This is a genomic window from Arthrobacter sp. 08Y14, from assembly GCF_002929455.1.
Classification (GTDB): Bacteria; Actinomycetota; Actinomycetes; order Actinomycetales; family Micrococcaceae; genus Arthrobacter_B; species Arthrobacter_B sunyaminii.
In genome coordinates this window covers 1-14,572 of the sequence record NZ_PJIX01000001.1, presented here as the reverse complement: position 1 = coordinate 14,572, position 14,572 = coordinate 1, and the positions used below count along the sequence as shown (strand labels likewise).

13 protein-coding genes are annotated in these 14,572 nt (G+C 65.7%); 7 read left to right on the top strand and 6 right to left on the bottom strand.

Annotated features, from left to right (window positions below; genetic code table 11):
* Nucleotides 1–29: 29 nt before the first annotated feature.
* The 4 genes from CXR03_RS00065 to metG are packed head-to-tail and all read left to right on the top strand — an operon-like array spanning nucleotide 30 to nucleotide 4,548.
* Nucleotides 30–755: an ABC transporter ATP-binding protein gene (locus tag CXR03_RS00065; protein ID WP_104101146.1), complete on the top strand. Its 726-nt coding sequence runs from the start codon at nucleotides 30–32 to the stop codon at nucleotides 753–755.
* On the top strand, nucleotides 752–2,113 hold the full coding sequence (locus tag CXR03_RS00060) for an FtsX-like permease family protein (RefSeq protein WP_104101144.1): 1,362 nt from the start codon (nucleotides 752–754) through the stop codon (nucleotides 2,111–2,113). The genes CXR03_RS00065 and CXR03_RS00060 overlap by 4 nt, the downstream gene beginning before the upstream one ends.
* 55 nt (nucleotides 2,114–2,168) lie before the next feature.
* The gene (locus tag CXR03_RS00055; RefSeq protein WP_104101142.1) at nucleotides 2,169–2,942 is read left to right on the top strand and encodes a hypothetical protein; all 774 of its coding nucleotides are present in this window, start codon (nucleotides 2,169–2,171) and stop codon (nucleotides 2,940–2,942) included.
* Between the two features lie 46 nt (nucleotides 2,943–2,988).
* A complete protein-coding gene (gene metG / locus CXR03_RS00050) occupies nucleotides 2,989–4,548 on the top strand; it encodes a methionine--tRNA ligase (protein ID WP_104101140.1) in 1,560 nt (519 codons plus the stop codon).
* Nucleotides 4,549–4,640: 92 nt separating this feature from the next.
* Here metG and CXR03_RS00045 read toward each other — a convergent pair whose 3' ends face one another.
* The 6 genes from CXR03_RS00045 to CXR03_RS00020 all read right to left on the bottom strand — a co-directional run bounded on the left by CXR03_RS00045 (nucleotide 4,641) and on the right by CXR03_RS00020 (nucleotide 10,925).
* Entirely contained in the window at nucleotides 4,641–5,171 is a 531-nt protein-coding gene (locus tag CXR03_RS00045) for a hypothetical protein (protein ID WP_104101139.1), read from the bottom strand.
* 110 nt (nucleotides 5,172–5,281) lie between these two features.
* Complete coding sequence (locus CXR03_RS00040) at nucleotides 5,282–7,780, bottom strand: FtsX-like permease family protein (RefSeq protein ID WP_104101136.1); 2,499 nt, start codon at nucleotides 7,778–7,780, stop codon at nucleotides 5,282–5,284.
* 2 nt (nucleotides 7,781–7,782) lie between these two features.
* Nucleotides 7,783–8,547 (bottom strand): ABC transporter ATP-binding protein, encoded by a 765-nt coding sequence (locus CXR03_RS00035; RefSeq protein ID WP_104101135.1) that lies wholly within the window; start codon nucleotides 8,545–8,547, stop codon nucleotides 7,783–7,785.
* Nucleotides 8,548–8,616: 69 nt separating this feature from the next.
* The gene (locus tag CXR03_RS00030) at nucleotides 8,617–8,931 is read right to left on the bottom strand and encodes an MmcQ/YjbR family DNA-binding protein (protein WP_104101133.1); all 315 of its coding nucleotides are present in this window, start codon (nucleotides 8,929–8,931) and stop codon (nucleotides 8,617–8,619) included.
* 39 nt (nucleotides 8,932–8,970) lie between these two features.
* Nucleotides 8,971–9,711, bottom strand: coding sequence for a response regulator transcription factor (locus tag CXR03_RS00025; RefSeq protein ID WP_181034452.1), 741 nt, complete (start codon nucleotides 9,709–9,711; stop codon nucleotides 8,971–8,973).
* Nucleotides 9,712–9,713: 2 nt separating this feature from the next.
* The gene (locus CXR03_RS00020; protein WP_104101132.1) at nucleotides 9,714–10,925 is read right to left on the bottom strand and encodes a sensor histidine kinase; all 1,212 of its coding nucleotides are present in this window, start codon (nucleotides 10,923–10,925) and stop codon (nucleotides 9,714–9,716) included.
* Nucleotides 10,926–11,045: 120 nt separating this feature from the next.
* On the opposite strand from CXR03_RS00020, the gene CXR03_RS00015 reads away from it, so the two are divergent.
* The 3 genes from CXR03_RS00015 (at nucleotide 11,046) to CXR03_RS00005 (ending at nucleotide 14,085) form a co-directional block, all read left to right on the top strand.
* Nucleotides 11,046–12,107: a 3-isopropylmalate dehydrogenase gene (locus tag CXR03_RS00015; RefSeq protein ID WP_104101130.1), complete on the top strand. Its 1,062-nt coding sequence runs from the start codon at nucleotides 11,046–11,048 to the stop codon at nucleotides 12,105–12,107.
* Between the two features lie 61 nt (nucleotides 12,108–12,168).
* The gene (locus CXR03_RS00010) at nucleotides 12,169–13,275 is read left to right on the top strand and encodes a branched-chain amino acid aminotransferase (RefSeq protein ID WP_104101129.1); all 1,107 of its coding nucleotides are present in this window, start codon (nucleotides 12,169–12,171) and stop codon (nucleotides 13,273–13,275) included.
* 24 nt (nucleotides 13,276–13,299) lie between these two features.
* A complete protein-coding gene (locus tag CXR03_RS00005) occupies nucleotides 13,300–14,085 on the top strand; it encodes an MBL fold metallo-hydrolase (RefSeq protein WP_104101128.1) in 786 nt (261 codons plus the stop codon).
* Nucleotides 14,086–14,572: the final 487 nt, after the last annotated feature.

The window sequence follows — 14,572 nt, the reverse complement described above, 5'->3', positions numbered from 1 at the left end:
GCCTACCCGCGGCGGGACAACATGGAGGCATGACTGCATCCATGTCCGGTGCGCCCCTGCTGGCGGCCGAGAACCTTGTAAAGACGTATGACGGCGCTCCGGCCCTGGCAGGGGTCAGCCTCACTGTCCGCCCCGGTGAGTCCCTCGCCGTCATGGGAGCCTCCGGATCCGGAAAGACCACGCTCCTGCACTGCCTGGCCGGCATCATCTCGCCCGACGCCGGACGGGTCCGGTTGTTCAGGGATACCGCGCTGCCGATCGAGGTCACAGCCCTGAACGACGACGCCCGGTCCGCCCTGCGCCGGCGGGAGTTCGGATTCGTGTTCCAGCAGGGACTGCTGATTCCCGAGCTCACCGCGGGAGAGAACGTGGCCCTCGCCCTCATGCTTGACGGCACGGACCGCCGGCAGGCCGAGCATTCTGCCGCCGCTGCCTTGGCTGCCCTGGGACTTGCCGGCATGGAGGCACGGCGGATCGGTGAGCTTTCCGGGGGACAGGCACAGCGGGTAGCCATCGCCCGGGCGCAGGTCACCGGCGCCCGGATGCTGTTCGCTGACGAACCCACGGGCGCCCTGGACTCCCGCACTTCAGCAGAAGTCATGGGACAGCTGCTGCAAACGGTGCAGGGAACCGGACGGGCCCTGGTGGTTGTCACCCACGATTCCGACGTTGCCCGCTGGTGCAGCCGGATCATCACCCTGGCCGACGGCGTCGTGGTGGCGGACACTTCCGGTGCCGCGGGAATCCGCCGATGAGCGCCGTGGCCTCCGCTCTGATCCGCGCAGTGGACTCCTCTCCGCTGGCCGTACCCCTGCGTATTACCTGGCTGCTGAACCGCCCCGGTACCGCCGGACGGACAGCCGCGCTGCTGCCGGCCGCGTCCTTCGCCGTGGTCACCACCTTGCTGCTGACGGTCCTCGCCGGTGCCCTGTCCTTCCTGCAGTGGGGGGACGAGGAGGGGGACCTGTACCTGCTGCTGGCGTGCTTTGCCTTCATCCTCCTGGTGCTGCCCCTGATCACACTGGGAGGTTCGGCTGCGCGGCTCTCCGCCCGCCGCCGCGACGAGCACCTCTCAACCCTGCGCCTGCTGGGTGCTTCCGCGAAGACGGTCCGCCGGGTGACGGTGCTGGAGGCCAGTGCCCAGGCGTTCGCGGGTGCCCTGGGAGGCGTGGCCGGCTATCTGGTGCTCGCGCCGTTTGTCCAGCTGATTCATTTCCGCGGAGCAGCGCTGGGCACCGCCTACTGGCTGCACCCGGCGGCCGGTGCCGCAACGGTGCTGGCGGTGGTGCTCCTGGCCGCGGTCAGCTCCGCCGTCGGCCTGCGCCGGGTGACGGTTTCGCCGCTGGGCGTCCGCACCCGTGCCGTGCCGCAAAAGGTGCGGGGGCGCCGGGCCGTCGCAGCCGTGGTCATCATTGCCGGCTGTGTCCTGGCTCTGATGACTCCCATCGCTGTGGCCGCCCTGGCACTGGCCGTACTGTTCGGTGCCTTTGCCGCCGGGCTGGCGGTCCTGAACCTGGTGGGGCCGTGGCTGGTGGCTGTCTCGGCACGCCGACGGCTGCGCCGGGCGGCAACGCCGCAGGCCCTGCTTGCTGCCCGGATTGTGCTGGACGCGCCCAAAGCGGCCTGGCGGCAGGTCAGCGCACTGTCCATGGTGTGCTTCACCGCCGTCGTTGCCGGAGCGGGTGCCTCGGTCCTGCAGGGGGTGCAGACGGAGGGACCTGAGGATTTCCTGCCCGGGGACGTGATGACAGGCGTTTTGATCACCGTGGTTGCCGGATTCCTCATGGTCGCCTGCTCGGCCGGCATCAACCAGGCCGCCACCGTGCTGGACCGTGCGGACCTGTACCGCAGCCTGGACCGGATGGGGATGCCGCGCAGCGTCATAGACGATGCCCGCATTGGAGCCGTCATGCAGCCGCTTCTGCTGGTGAGCGTGGTGTCCACGGCGGTGCCTGCCCTGCTGCTCTTCCCGCTCACCGGAGCCGCGGTGCTGTTCGCGCCGGTGTCCATGATCTTCCTGGCGGCGTCGGTTGCAGCCGGGGTGGCGCTGGTGCGCGCGGGGCTTGCGGCGACAGGCCCGGTGCTGACGGGTGTACTGGACGCTGAGCCTTAGCCAGGGGCCGCTGGATGCCCCGGTAGTCTGCCCTGAACGCACCTAGACTGGGCCCATGTCACAGCTTCCGGCGGAGCAAGCCGCAACACCGCTCGAGCGGTCCTGGACCATGGCCTCCCTGCTGCTGGTGGGAATTGGCGTCTATACCGCCGTCTTCATCAACACGCTGGCCTTTTCCGGACTGGACAGCCGGAGCACTGAATTTCAGGTCTACCGTCTGGTGTTTGCCCTGGCAGTGCTCCTGACCGGGCTGATGGTTTTTGCACCCATCCGCCCGCCTTCCGTGGGAGTTCGGCTGGCGGTTTACCTGGTTCCGTCAGCCCTGCTGCTGTGGCTGATCCCGTCCGGTCCCATGGAACTCGTGCACGCTGCTCTCCCGCCCTGGGCATTGTTGACGGCTCTTTACGGGGTTCGGGGCGGATTGCCGAAGGGCTGGAAGTTCGTCCTGCTCTATGCCGGAAGTGGAGTGGCGGCGTTTCTGCTGGTCGCCACCGTCTGGATCAATGAAGCGGTATGGCTTATGCCCGTCGCGCCCCTGCTGCTCCTGCTTTCCCCGCGCCACCGGCAACGAAAGCTGAGGATGACGGCGGAGCTTTTCCTCGCGGTCCTGCTTGCAGCGTGCATCGGGGCGGAGTTCGCCATCCTGCCCCAGGGGGACTCCTGGCTGCCGTACCGGGCCGTTGTCGGTACTGCCTGCACCATCAGCTGTTTTTACACCCTCGCCCTTCTCGGCCTGGGTTATTACGCCAGGTTCGATACTCCGGGGTATCAAACAAGGGCCGAACGCCGCGGTGCCGCCCGGCAGGCGCGCTCCGGCATCGAGGCTTGAAAGGACCGAAGCGACAAGCGCAGGCGAAACAAGGTAATTTTCTTATGTGACTTCTTCCGATTCCCAGACCCCGTTCTACATCACCACGGCCATCTCCTATCCCAACGGAGTGCCCCATATCGGCCATGCCTACGAGGCCATCGCCACCGACGCCATGGCCCGCTTCAAGCGCCTGGACGGTTACGACGTCTTCTTCATGACCGGCACCGATGAGCACGGCCTGAAGATGCAGCAGTCGGCGGACAAGGAAGGCATCACCGCCAAGGAGCTGGCCGACCGCAACTCCTCAGCGTTCCAGCAGATGAGCCGGGACCTGAACATTTCCCATGACCGCTTCATCCGCACCACGGATAAGGACCACTACGCCGCGGCGCAGGCCATCTGGAAGCGGATGGAGGAGAAGGGTGACATCTACCTCTCCAAGTACGCCGGCTGGTACTCGGTCCGGGATGAGGCCTACTACACGGACGATGAAACCGAAGTCCGCGAAGACGGCATCCGGTATTCGAAGGAGACGGACACCGAGGTGACGTGGACCGAGGAGGAGAGCTACTTCTTCCGCCTCTCCGCGTACCAGGACAAGCTGCTGGCACTCTATGAGGCCCAGCCGACCTTCGCCGCGCCGCAGTCCAAGTTCAACGAGGTCATCAGCTTCGTCAAGGGCGGCCTCGAGGACCTGTCGATTTCCCGCACCACCTTCGACTGGGGCGTTCCGGTTCCGGGCAACCCGGAGCACGTGATGTACGTGTGGGTGGATGCCCTCACGAACTACCTCACCGGCGTCGGCTTCCCGGACACCGAGTCGGAGTCCTTTCAGAAGTACTGGCCGGCTGACGTCCACGTCATCGGCAAGGACATCTCGCGTTTCCACGCCATCTTCTGGCCCGCGTTCCTCATGTCCGCGGACCTGGAACTGCCCAAGCGCGTCATGATTCACGGGTTCCTGCACAACAAGGGCGTGAAGATGTCCAAGTCCCTGGGCAACGTGGTGGCGCCCAAGGAATGGGCGGACCAGTACGGCCTGGACTCCGTGCGGTTCTTCCTGCTGCGCGAGGTGCCCTTCGGCGGGGACGGCTCCTACAGCCACGAGGCCGTGGTGGGCCGGATGAACTCGGACCTGGCCAACAATCTGGGCAACCTGGCCCAGCGCTCGCTGTCCATGGTGGCCAAGAACTGCGGTGCGGCCGTTCCGCAGCCGGGGAACTTTACCGCTGAGGACGAAGCCATTCTGGCCGCCGCCGGCGAGCTCCTGGAAATCTCCCGCAAGGCCTACGACGTTCAAGACTTCCATGGTGCACTCGAAGCCACCTGGAAGGTCCTCGGGGACACCAATGCGTACTTCGCCGAGCAGGCACCGTGGGTGCTGCGGAAGACCGACGTCGAGCGAATGAACACGGTGCTCTACGTGACACTGGAGGTGCTGCGCATCGTGGCCATCCTCATCCAGCCGGTGATGCCGGACAGCGCCGCCAAGCTCCTGACGGTGCTGGGCCAGAACGACGACGCCGCCCGCCGGTTCAGCGCGATCGGTACTCCGCTGGTCCCGGGTACACCGCTGCCGGCTCCCGCGCCGATCTTCCCGAAGTACGAGGAACCGGCCGAGTAACGCGACCGTCAAACACTCGGATTAACCAACGAAAGAGTGCCCTTCTGACCTGGTCAAAAGGGCACTCTTTCGTTGGTTGCAGCGCTGGAGTCTTAGGAATGCGCGGCGAGGGTACCCGTCAGGAACCGGGCCGGTGCGGTTTCCTCCATCACCCGGGCCACAGCATCCTGCTGCCGGCCGGCCATGTCGATCATTTCCTGAAGCCGGGTCGGATTGAACCTGTGGTCGTGCGCGGACAGCGCCAGCAGGGTCCGCCACAGGCACTCCTTGGCCCGGACGATGGACTGCAGGGTTTCCAGTTCAAACTGACCCGTGGTGCCGCCTCCGGTGCTGAGCGGATTGATCGGCCCCAGCTTCCCGGTTACGGCGCCGGCCATCGCCAGGGCCTTCTTGAACCTGCTCCGCCGGTAGCCCAGGGCCAGAATCAGCTGCTCCAGCTCGTCCCGTTCCCCGGCGATTTCGGATTCCAGGTCAGCGAAGGTCTGCTCATACTCGGACCCTTCCCAGGTTCGGCGGGCTGCGCTGAATAACCGAACCCCGGTTTCAGCGCCCAGCAGATGGTCATCCAGATAAGCGGACAGGGATGCATGCTTGGGTTTCCAGGCGGCCCCGGGGTTGGACATCTCATACTCCTTCGACTCATGCTGATCAGCTTGCTTACTATCCTGTCAGATCACCCTACCTGCCGCGAGTTCCCGGGCGGCGTGACCGGTCCGGGAACCCGCAGCGGCGGCTAGTCGGCGGCCAGTCCAGCCACCGGGGAGAGGCGGGCGGCACGGCGGGCCGGGAGGACCGAGGCGGCCAGCCCGGCCAACAGTGCCACGGCCAGGACGCCGAGCAGCTGCAGCCACGGGAGTGAGAGCGCCACGGAGGCAAAGGAGCCCAGCGCCGATTGTGCTCCGAGCCAGCCGTACACCGATCCCAGCACGCTGCCCATCAGCGCCGCGACCCCTGCAATGAGGACGGCTTCAAGCGCCAGCATGCCGCGCAGCTGTCCGCGGGTCAGGCCCAGTGCCCGCAGCAATGAGGATTCGCGGGTGCGTTCCAGTACAGACAGGGACAGCGTGTTGGCCACGCCCACCAGGGCAATCACCACGGCGACGCCCAGCAGCCCGGTGACCACCATCAGCAGGACATTGATGACCTGTTCGAACGCAGCCCGCTCAATAGCGGAGCCGTTCACGGTGTACTCCTCCACGTCCAGCCGTTCAGCCAGCTCGGCGCGCAGGTCGATCAGGGCAGTGGTATTCAAACCGTCCTCCACGGACAGCCAGAGCTGCGGCATCGGAACGTAGTCCGCGGAAGCGGCTACCGGCGCGGGGCCGCCCAGGGCCGCGGCCGTGTTGGACGTGATCAGCGGACGCAGCATTTTGTCCTCCGAGACCAGGACCTTCAGCTCCACGCTGGAGGTTGCCCCGGCAACCGTCAGGGTTTCATCCTTGACGCCCTGCGGCATCAGGATGGTGTCATCCGCCAGGACCAGGTTGGAATCCTGCAATACCTTCGCCGCGTCGGCAGGGTCCAGAGCGTAAACGTCATACGCCCCGTAGGTTTTCGTATCGGTGGTCCCTGCCACAGGTACCAGGACGGCATCCTGTACGCCCTCGACGGCACGTGCGGCATCCGCATCAGCTGCGGTAAACGCACGGTCCTGCCCGGTGACGCTCACATCCACCGGGAACTCCCCGGCCAGCATACTGTCCAGGGAAGTCCGAACGGTTGCGGCTCCGGTCATCATCATGGTCACGAGGGTGACGCCGATCAGGAGGGCGGACGACGTGGCCGAGGTGCGCTGGGGATTCCGGACGGCGTTGACGGCGGCGAGTTTTCCGGGGACCCCCAGCGGTGCGGCCAGCGAACCGACAGTCCGCACCAGCGACGGAACAAACAGGGTGGCGCACATCAGCACGCCCACGAAGCTGAGGATGCCGCCGGGAAGCGCCACCAGGAGATCCGCGGACATCGCGCCGGCTGCCAGGAGGGCAGCACCGCCAGCCAGCAGCACCAGCCCGGCGATCAGGCGGACCCGGCCGCGTTTTGATCCGGCCCGTACGTCTTCGGCAGGCCGCAGGGCAGCCAGCGGGGCAACCGCGGTCGCGGCACGGGCCGGAACCAGCGCGGCCAGGACAGTCATCAGGACGCCGACCACCAGCCCAACAATGACCGACACAGGGGAGACCGCCAGCGTGGCGAAGCCGCTTTCAGGAATGGTCTGCAGGTAGGCCACGATGCCGCCCACCAGAGCCACGGCGGCCACGACACCGGCAACTGACGCCACGATGCCCACGACCAGGGCTTCCACGAGAACGGAGCGGCGGATCTGGGAACGTTCCGCACCGATGCAGCGCAGCAGGGCGAGTTCCCGGGTTCGCTGGGCCACCAGGACGGAGAAGGTGTTGGAGACCACCAGAGCGCAGACCAGCACGGCCACGGCCGCGAAGGCCAGCAGGATCAGGGTCAGGGCGTCGTCTCCGCCGGTGTACATGGCTACCACGGCGTCGGTCTGTTCCGGGGCGGTGCGGACAACAACCTCGTCCATGCCGGCGGCTGAAAGCTCCTGCTCCACGGTGGCCCGGACCTCGTCCGCCTTGGCGCCGTCGGCCAGTGCCAGCTGGATGGTGTCGAACCCGTCTTCGGTGTTGGCGAACAACGCCGCGGTGGCACCGGTGGCATAGAGCTGGGGAGTGCCCATACTGTTCGGATCGTTGGAGGGTGCAACCAGGGCAGTGACGGTCAGCTCTGCGGCAGCTTCATCGGGGCCGCCGGTGAGGTTCAGTACGGAGCCTTTAGCCAGGCCCTGCCGCTCGGCCGTGTTGCTGTCCACGGCCACCTCGCCGTCGGATTCCGGCAGCGAACCGTCGATGACCTCGGCGGGGAAGAGCGGTGTGTGCTCCGGAATGCTGTCCAGCTGGGCAAACACGGTGTCCCGGCCCGTACCAAATTTTGCGTACCCCTGCTGAACGGCGTAGCTGCCCTCCACCCCGGGAAGGTTGCTGACGACGTCGAGGGTGTCTTCGTTCAGCACCACCGGGTCGGCGCGGTACGGGTCGCCGTTGAGGATCAGATCCGCGTTCCGGAAACCTTCACCCACGCTCTGGGTCAGCGAGGCCTTTGACGAGGAGTTGATGACCAGCGTGGCGGTCAGGAATCCGACGGCGATCATCACGGCAAGTGAGACGGCGATGAACCGGCGGGCATTGAGGCGCACCTGCGCCAGGGCTACCTGCAGCATGCTCAGGCTCCCAGTTTGGTCAGGGCAGCGAGCACGGTCTCCGGCGTCGGGTTGGCCAGTTCGCCCACCAGTGCGCCGTCGTTCATCAGGACCACGCGGTCTGCGTAGGAAGCAGCCACCGGATCATGGGTGACCATGATGATGCTCTGGCCCATTTCCCGGGTGGAGCGGCGCAGCAGGGAGAGTACCTCGGCGCCGGACTTCGAATCCAGGTTTCCGGTGGGCTCGTCACCGAAGACCACATGAGGGCGGGTCAGCAGGGCGCGGGCGACGGCGACGCGCTGCTGCTGCCCGCCGGAGAGCTCGTGGGGGCGGTGCTTGAGCCGGCCGGTCAGGCCCAGGGTCTCCGTGATGTAATCCAGCCATGAGGAGTCCACCTTGCCGTTGGCCAGGGCCACGGGCAGCGTGATGTTCTGCTCGGCCGTGAGGGTGGGCACCAGGTTGAAGGACTGGAATACAAAGCCCACGCTGTCGCGGCGCAGGCGGGTTAGCTCGGCGTCCTTGAGCGAGGTGATCTCCGTGTCCCCGATCCAGATCCTGCCCGAGTCAGCCGTGTCGAGTCCCGCGAGGCAGTGCATGAGGGTGGATTTGCCGGATCCGGACGGTCCCATGATGGCGGTGAAAGTACCGGCGTCAAAGGTGACGTCAACGTTGGCCAGCGCGTGGACCGCGGTGTCCCCGGAGCCATAGGTCTTGTTCAGGGACCGGGCGGCAGCGGCGGCCGTGGTGCCGCCGGGCACGGAAGATTTCTCAGTAAGGGTTGTCATACCGACTACGCTATTTCCGAACGGCTGCCGCGGCATCGGAGGAGGGGCGGGTATCGGCCGTCCTCCTTCTCATACCGTGGGTGGAAGCGGTCCTGCCAGCCGGTAGGACTCCAGCAGCAGTTCCTCCAGTTCACCGCGGTCCACCCGGTCCAGCCGCACCAGCACCAAAAGCGGGGAACGGTCGTGGTGCGGCGTCCAAAAGAAGGTGTCCGGGTTGGTGCCCGCGAGGGCGTCCCGTTCCGGAGTCTTGACGGTCAGCACGCCGTCTTCCCACATGCGGGCCATGAGCGTGCGGGCAAACCACGCGGGCTGCTGCCAGCTGAGCCGTTCGGTGACGCCGGGCAGGCCAAGGCAGAAGGAACGGACGTCGGCTTCAGCGGACACGGCAGCCTCCCTAGCTCCGGGGCGCCGGGGCACCCCTGTCTACGGTGCGACGATACCGGTCTCGTAGGCGATCACCACAGCCTGCACGCGGTCCCGGGCGCCGAGTTTGGCCAGGATGTGGCCCACGTGCGTTTTCACTGTGGCGTCGGAGAGGAACAGGTGCGCGGCGATTTCCGGATTGGAGAGCCCCTGCGCGATCAGTCCGAAGACTTCGCGCTCGCGGGGGGTAAGGCGTTCGACATCGGCCGCATGCCGGCTGACCTCGGCGGTGGGCTCGCGGAGCAGGGGCGCCACATGGTCCAGCAGCCGGCGGGTGGTCGACGGCGCAATCACCGCGTCGCCGCGGTACACGGTGCGGATGGCGTCGAGGAGTTCTTCCGGCGGGGCGTCCTTGAGCAGGAAACCGCTGGCTCCTGCGCGGATCGCGGACAGGGCGTACTCGTCCAGGTCGAAGGTGGTCAGCACCACCACCTTGAGCTCGGCGTCGCTGGATCCCTTGGGCTGCGCCGCCGCCCGCTCCAGGATCCGGGAGGTTGCCTCGATGCCGTCCATCCCGGGCATGCGCACGTCCATGAGGACGACGTCGGCGCGCACGGCGGAAAGCACACGCACCGCTTCCTCACCGTTGCCTGCCTCCGCAACCACGGTCAGGTCGGGCTGGGAATTGATCAGCATCTTGAAGCCGCCGCGGACCAGTTGCTGGTCATCGACCAGGGCCACCCGGATGGGGGCGGGATCGGGGATGTCGCTGCCGGAAGGGTTGGACAGGGTGCCGGTCATGCTCAGGCCTCCGTATAGGGAATGAATGCGGTAACGCGGAATCCTCCGCCGACTGCGGGTGCGGCCACCAGTTTTCCATCGTAGAGGGCCACCCGTTCCGTCATGCCATTGATGCCCTGGCCGGAACCGGCGGCTGGGGGAGCCGGCGGCGGGGCATCCGCTCCGGCGCCGCGTCCGTCGTCGAATACCCGGACCTCCAGGCCGCGGGACGTCCACTCCAGATCCACGTCCGCCCGCACCGAGGGACCGGCGTGCTTGAGCACGTTGGTGAGCGACTCCTGGATGACCCGGTACGCAGTGAGCTCCGCTCCGGCGGGAAGCTGGCGGCGCATGGTTCCGCTCCGATGCACGTTCACCTCCAGACCGGCTCGCTTGACCGCATCCACCAGGGAATCGATGTCGGCGAGCGAGGGCAGCGGGCGGGTGGAAGCCAGTTCGTCACCGCGCAGCACTCCGAGCAGGCGCCGCATTTCACGCAGCGAAGCGCGGCCCGTCTCAGCGATGGTGCCCAGCGTCTTGGCGGCAATCTCGCGGTCCTGGGCGCTCGCGTACCGGGCGCCGTCCGCCTGGGTGATGATGACCGAGAGGGAATGGGCCACGATGTCATGCATTTCCCGGGCAATATGGGTCCGCTCGTCAGCGGCGGCAAGATCGCGCTCCTGCTGCCGCTCGGTCTCCAGCCTCCGTGCCCTGTCCTCCAGTGCCTGGAGGGCCAATCTGCGGGTGCGGGTCAGATCGCCGAAGGTCCAGGCCACCAGGATCACGGCGTCAATGGCAATGACGTTGAAAACGAACATGGCCGTGCTCATGCTCCCGGGGCCGTCAAAGGGAGTGGCGAAGTAGCGCATAACAAACAGCACCCCGCCCACCAGCGCCAGGGCCAGCCCGCCCAGGCTGGCCCAGCGCGGCGCATAGGCGGCAAGGGCATAGACGGTTGCCAGCGCAACGATGTCCGCCGGCAGGGGGAAACTGCTGAAGATTACCTGCACCAAACAGAAAAAGGCGGTGATGCTGCCGGACAGCACCGGCCGGGTCCGGCGCCACGCCAGGGGCACCACAATGCCCAGGGACACGACGATGTCGAATACCGGATGCGTGCTTCCGACCGCCGTTGCCGAAAGCACAAAAAAGAGGACACCGAAAAACATGAGAGTGGTGTCTACCTTGAAGGGATTGGCCTGCAGCCAGGCTTGGATTCGGCGGTGCACGAGCATGGACAACAACTTTAGGGCCTGACCCGCATGCAGGTCCTCATGCCAGGGGCTGATCTCCGGAAGCGTCCAGTATGTGGAACGGTTTGCCCGCGATATGGACACCCTTCCTAGAATGGCGGCATGAGCGAAGAGTCCTCCACTGTTTCCCTGGCCGTCATTCCCGGTGACGGCATTGGTCCTGAAGTTACTGCCGAGGCCGTCAAGGTACTCCTTGCGGTGACGGACGGCGGCCCCGTGCGCCTCGAACTGACTGAGTATCCGCTCGGCGCCGAGCACTGGCTGGCCACGGGTGAAACCCTGCCGGACTCCACGCTGGAAGCACTCAAGGGCCATGACGCCATCCTGTTCGGCGCCGTCGGGGCGGCTCCGGGGGATAAGAGCATTCCGTCCGGGCTCCTGGAGCGGGAAATGCTGCTTAAGCTGCGCTTCAACCTGGACCACTACGTGAATCTGCGTCCGTTCCGGCTCTATCCCGGCGTCGCCAGTCCGCTGGCCAACCCCGGCAACGTGGATTTCATTGTGGTCCGCGAAGGCACCGAGGGCCCGTACACCGGCAACGGGGGAGTGCTGCGCGAAGGAACGCCGCAGGAGGTTGCCACCGAGGTTTCCCTCAATACGGCCTACGGTGTGGAACGCGTGGTCCGGGATGCCTTCCGCCGCGCCAACGAGCGTCCGCGCAAAAAGCTCACCCTGGTGCACAAGCACAACGTGCTGGTCTACGCCGGCAGGCTCTGGAAGCGCACCGTGGAACGCGTCGCCGTCGAATTCCCCGAGGTCAGCCACGACTACCTGCATGTGGACGCGGCCACCATTTTCCTGGTGACTGATCCCTCACGTTTTGATGTGATCGTCACGGACAACCTCTTTGGCGACATCATCACGGACCTGGCCGCCGCTGTGACCGGCGGCATCGGCCTGGCAGCATCCGGCAACATCAACATGGACGGCACCTTTCCCTCCATGTTTGAACCGGTGCACGGTTCCGCCCCCGACATCGCGGGACAGCAGAAAGCCGACCCCACGGCAGCCATCCTCTCCGCGGCACTGCTGCTGCGCCACCTCGGGCTGGAAAAAGAAGCCGCCCGCGTGGAACAGGCGGTGGAGGAGGACCTCGCCGCACGCACCGGGAAACCGCGTACGACGGCGGAAGTCGGCAATGCGATAGCCGCAGCGGTGTCATAAGCTCGGGGAGTATCAATAACCAATTCGTCGGACGGCCCGCGCCGCCCACCGTGGAGGAAAAATGTCTGTCAGCGCTCTGGAATTCTCCCAGCAGCTCTCTGCCCACCCCAAGTCGGCGCAGGAGCGTGCGGCCATACTGGCCAACCCCGGATTCGGAGACTACTTCACGGACCACACCGCGGTCATCGACTACAAGGCCGATGAAACCGGAACCGGTACCTGGCAGAACGCCCGGATTGAACCGTACGGTCCCATCGCCATGGATCCGGCCGCGGCCGTGCTGCACTACGGCCAGGAAATCTTCGAGGGACTCAAGGCGTACCGGCATGCCGACGGCTCGGTGTGGACGTTCCGCCCGGAAGCCAACGCCGCCCGCATGAACCTCTCCGCCCTCCGTCTTGCCCTGCCGGAACTGCCCGAAGAGCTGTTCCTGGAATCGCTCCGCCGGCTGGTGTCGGTGGATTCGGACTGGATCCCCGAAGGCGACGGCGCCGCGCTCTACCTGCGCCCCTTCATGATCGCCACCGAAGCGTTCCTCGGCGTTCGCCCGGCACGCGAGGTGTCCTACCGTGTCATCGCCTCGCCCGCCGGCAACTACTTCGGCGGCGAGCTGAAGCCCGTTTCCATCTGGCTGTCCACCAAGTACGCCCGCGCAGGCATCGGGGGCACCGGCGAAGCCAAGTGCGGCGGCAATTACGCTGCTTCCCTGATCGCCCAGATGGAAGGCGAGGCGCACGGCTGCAAGCAGGTGCTGTTCCTGGACGCGGCCAATGACAACGCCGTGGAAGAACTCGGCGGGATGAACGTCTTCTTTGTCTTCAAAGACGGCAGCCTGGTCACGCCGGCACTGTCGGGCACCATCCTGCACGGTGTTACCCGCTCCTCGGTTCTACAGCTCGGCCGCGACCGCGGCCTGAATGTCCAGGAACGCAAGATCACCCTGGATGAATGGCGCGACGGCGTTGCTTCCGGGGACATCACCGAGGTCTTCGCGTGCGGCACTGCTGCTGTCATCACGCCGGTGGGCGAGCTGAAGACTGAAACCGAGACCATTGGATCGGCCGACGCCGTTGCCGGCCCGGTCACCATGTCCATCCGCGAACAGCTTCTGGGCGTCCAGACCGGCACCGTGGAAGATACCCACGGCTGGCTGACCCGACTGGCCTAAACGCCGGCTCAACAAAGGAACCCGATGTCCACCACCACCCTGACCCGCAGCAGCCCGCTGACCCGCTTTGCCCTGGCGCCGAACCCCGGTCCGATGAGCCTGGAGGGAACCAACAGCTATGTCATTGCTGCCGAGGATTCAGACCATGTGGTGGTGGTGGACCCTGGGCCCCTGGATGAAGCGCACCTGCAGCTGCTGGCCTCCGCCGGGACTGTGGAACTGGTCCTCATTACGCACCGGCACCCCGACCACACCGAGGCAAGCGTACGGTTCGCCGAAATGACCGGGGCTCCGGTCCGTGCCTTCCACCCTGCCTACTGCGTGGACGGAGATCCGCTCGCTGACGGTGAAGTGGTGCATGCCGGGGGAGTGGACATCACGGTCCTGGCCACCCCCGGCCACACCTCGGATTCTGTCTGTTTCCACCTTCCCGCCGACGGGCCGGGCGGATCCGTCCTGACCGGCGACACGATCCTGGGGCGCGGCACCACAGTTCTGGACTTCCCGGACGGAACACTCGGAGACTATTTCGCCAGCCTGGAACGGTTGTCAGAGCTGGGGCATGCAACGGTGCTTCCGGCGCACGGGCCTGTGCTCTCCGACCTCAGCACAGTGGTCCTGACCTACCGGGACCACCGTCAGGAGCGTTTGGAGCAGATTCGTGCCGCGCTGGATGAAGCAGGAGAAGGGGCCTCTGTTTCCGAGGTGGCGGACCTGGTCTACGCCGATGTGCCGGCCAACGTCCGCGGAGCGGCGGAACTGTCAGTGGCTGCCCAGCTGCAGTATCTGCGGGGCAACGATCCACTGTGAGTGAGACAACGGCCGCCGAACTTGCAGGGACCTGGACTTCCGTCGCAAACTATTAGAAGTTGGTTCGGCAACGCGCAGATTTAGCGCAGACGTCCGGGTCCGGCAGAGTGCAGGAGGTCACACTCCGGCGGTTTGCAAGGACCGGCAAGTCTGTGTAAAGTTTAGTGAGTTGCCCCGGTGAGTGCCTGGCGGACATGCTCCGCTGGCAAGGCTCCCGGATCCGGCAACAGCCCAAAAACACAGCAGCGGATTTCATCCGAGTGCTTTGTGGCGGGTTCAAACGGTTGTTTCAGCCAATTACCGCGAATATCGCGGAATTGCTAATACGGTCCGGATGAAATAGAATAAAGAAACACTGCAGCGAAGAGAAAAGAAAAACATTGTTTGTTTTTCCGAGTATTTCGGATGCATCTGTTGTTTGAGAACTCAATAGTGTGCCAAGTTTATTGATACCAATTATTTTAATTGGTTGAACTGGTTGTTTCCG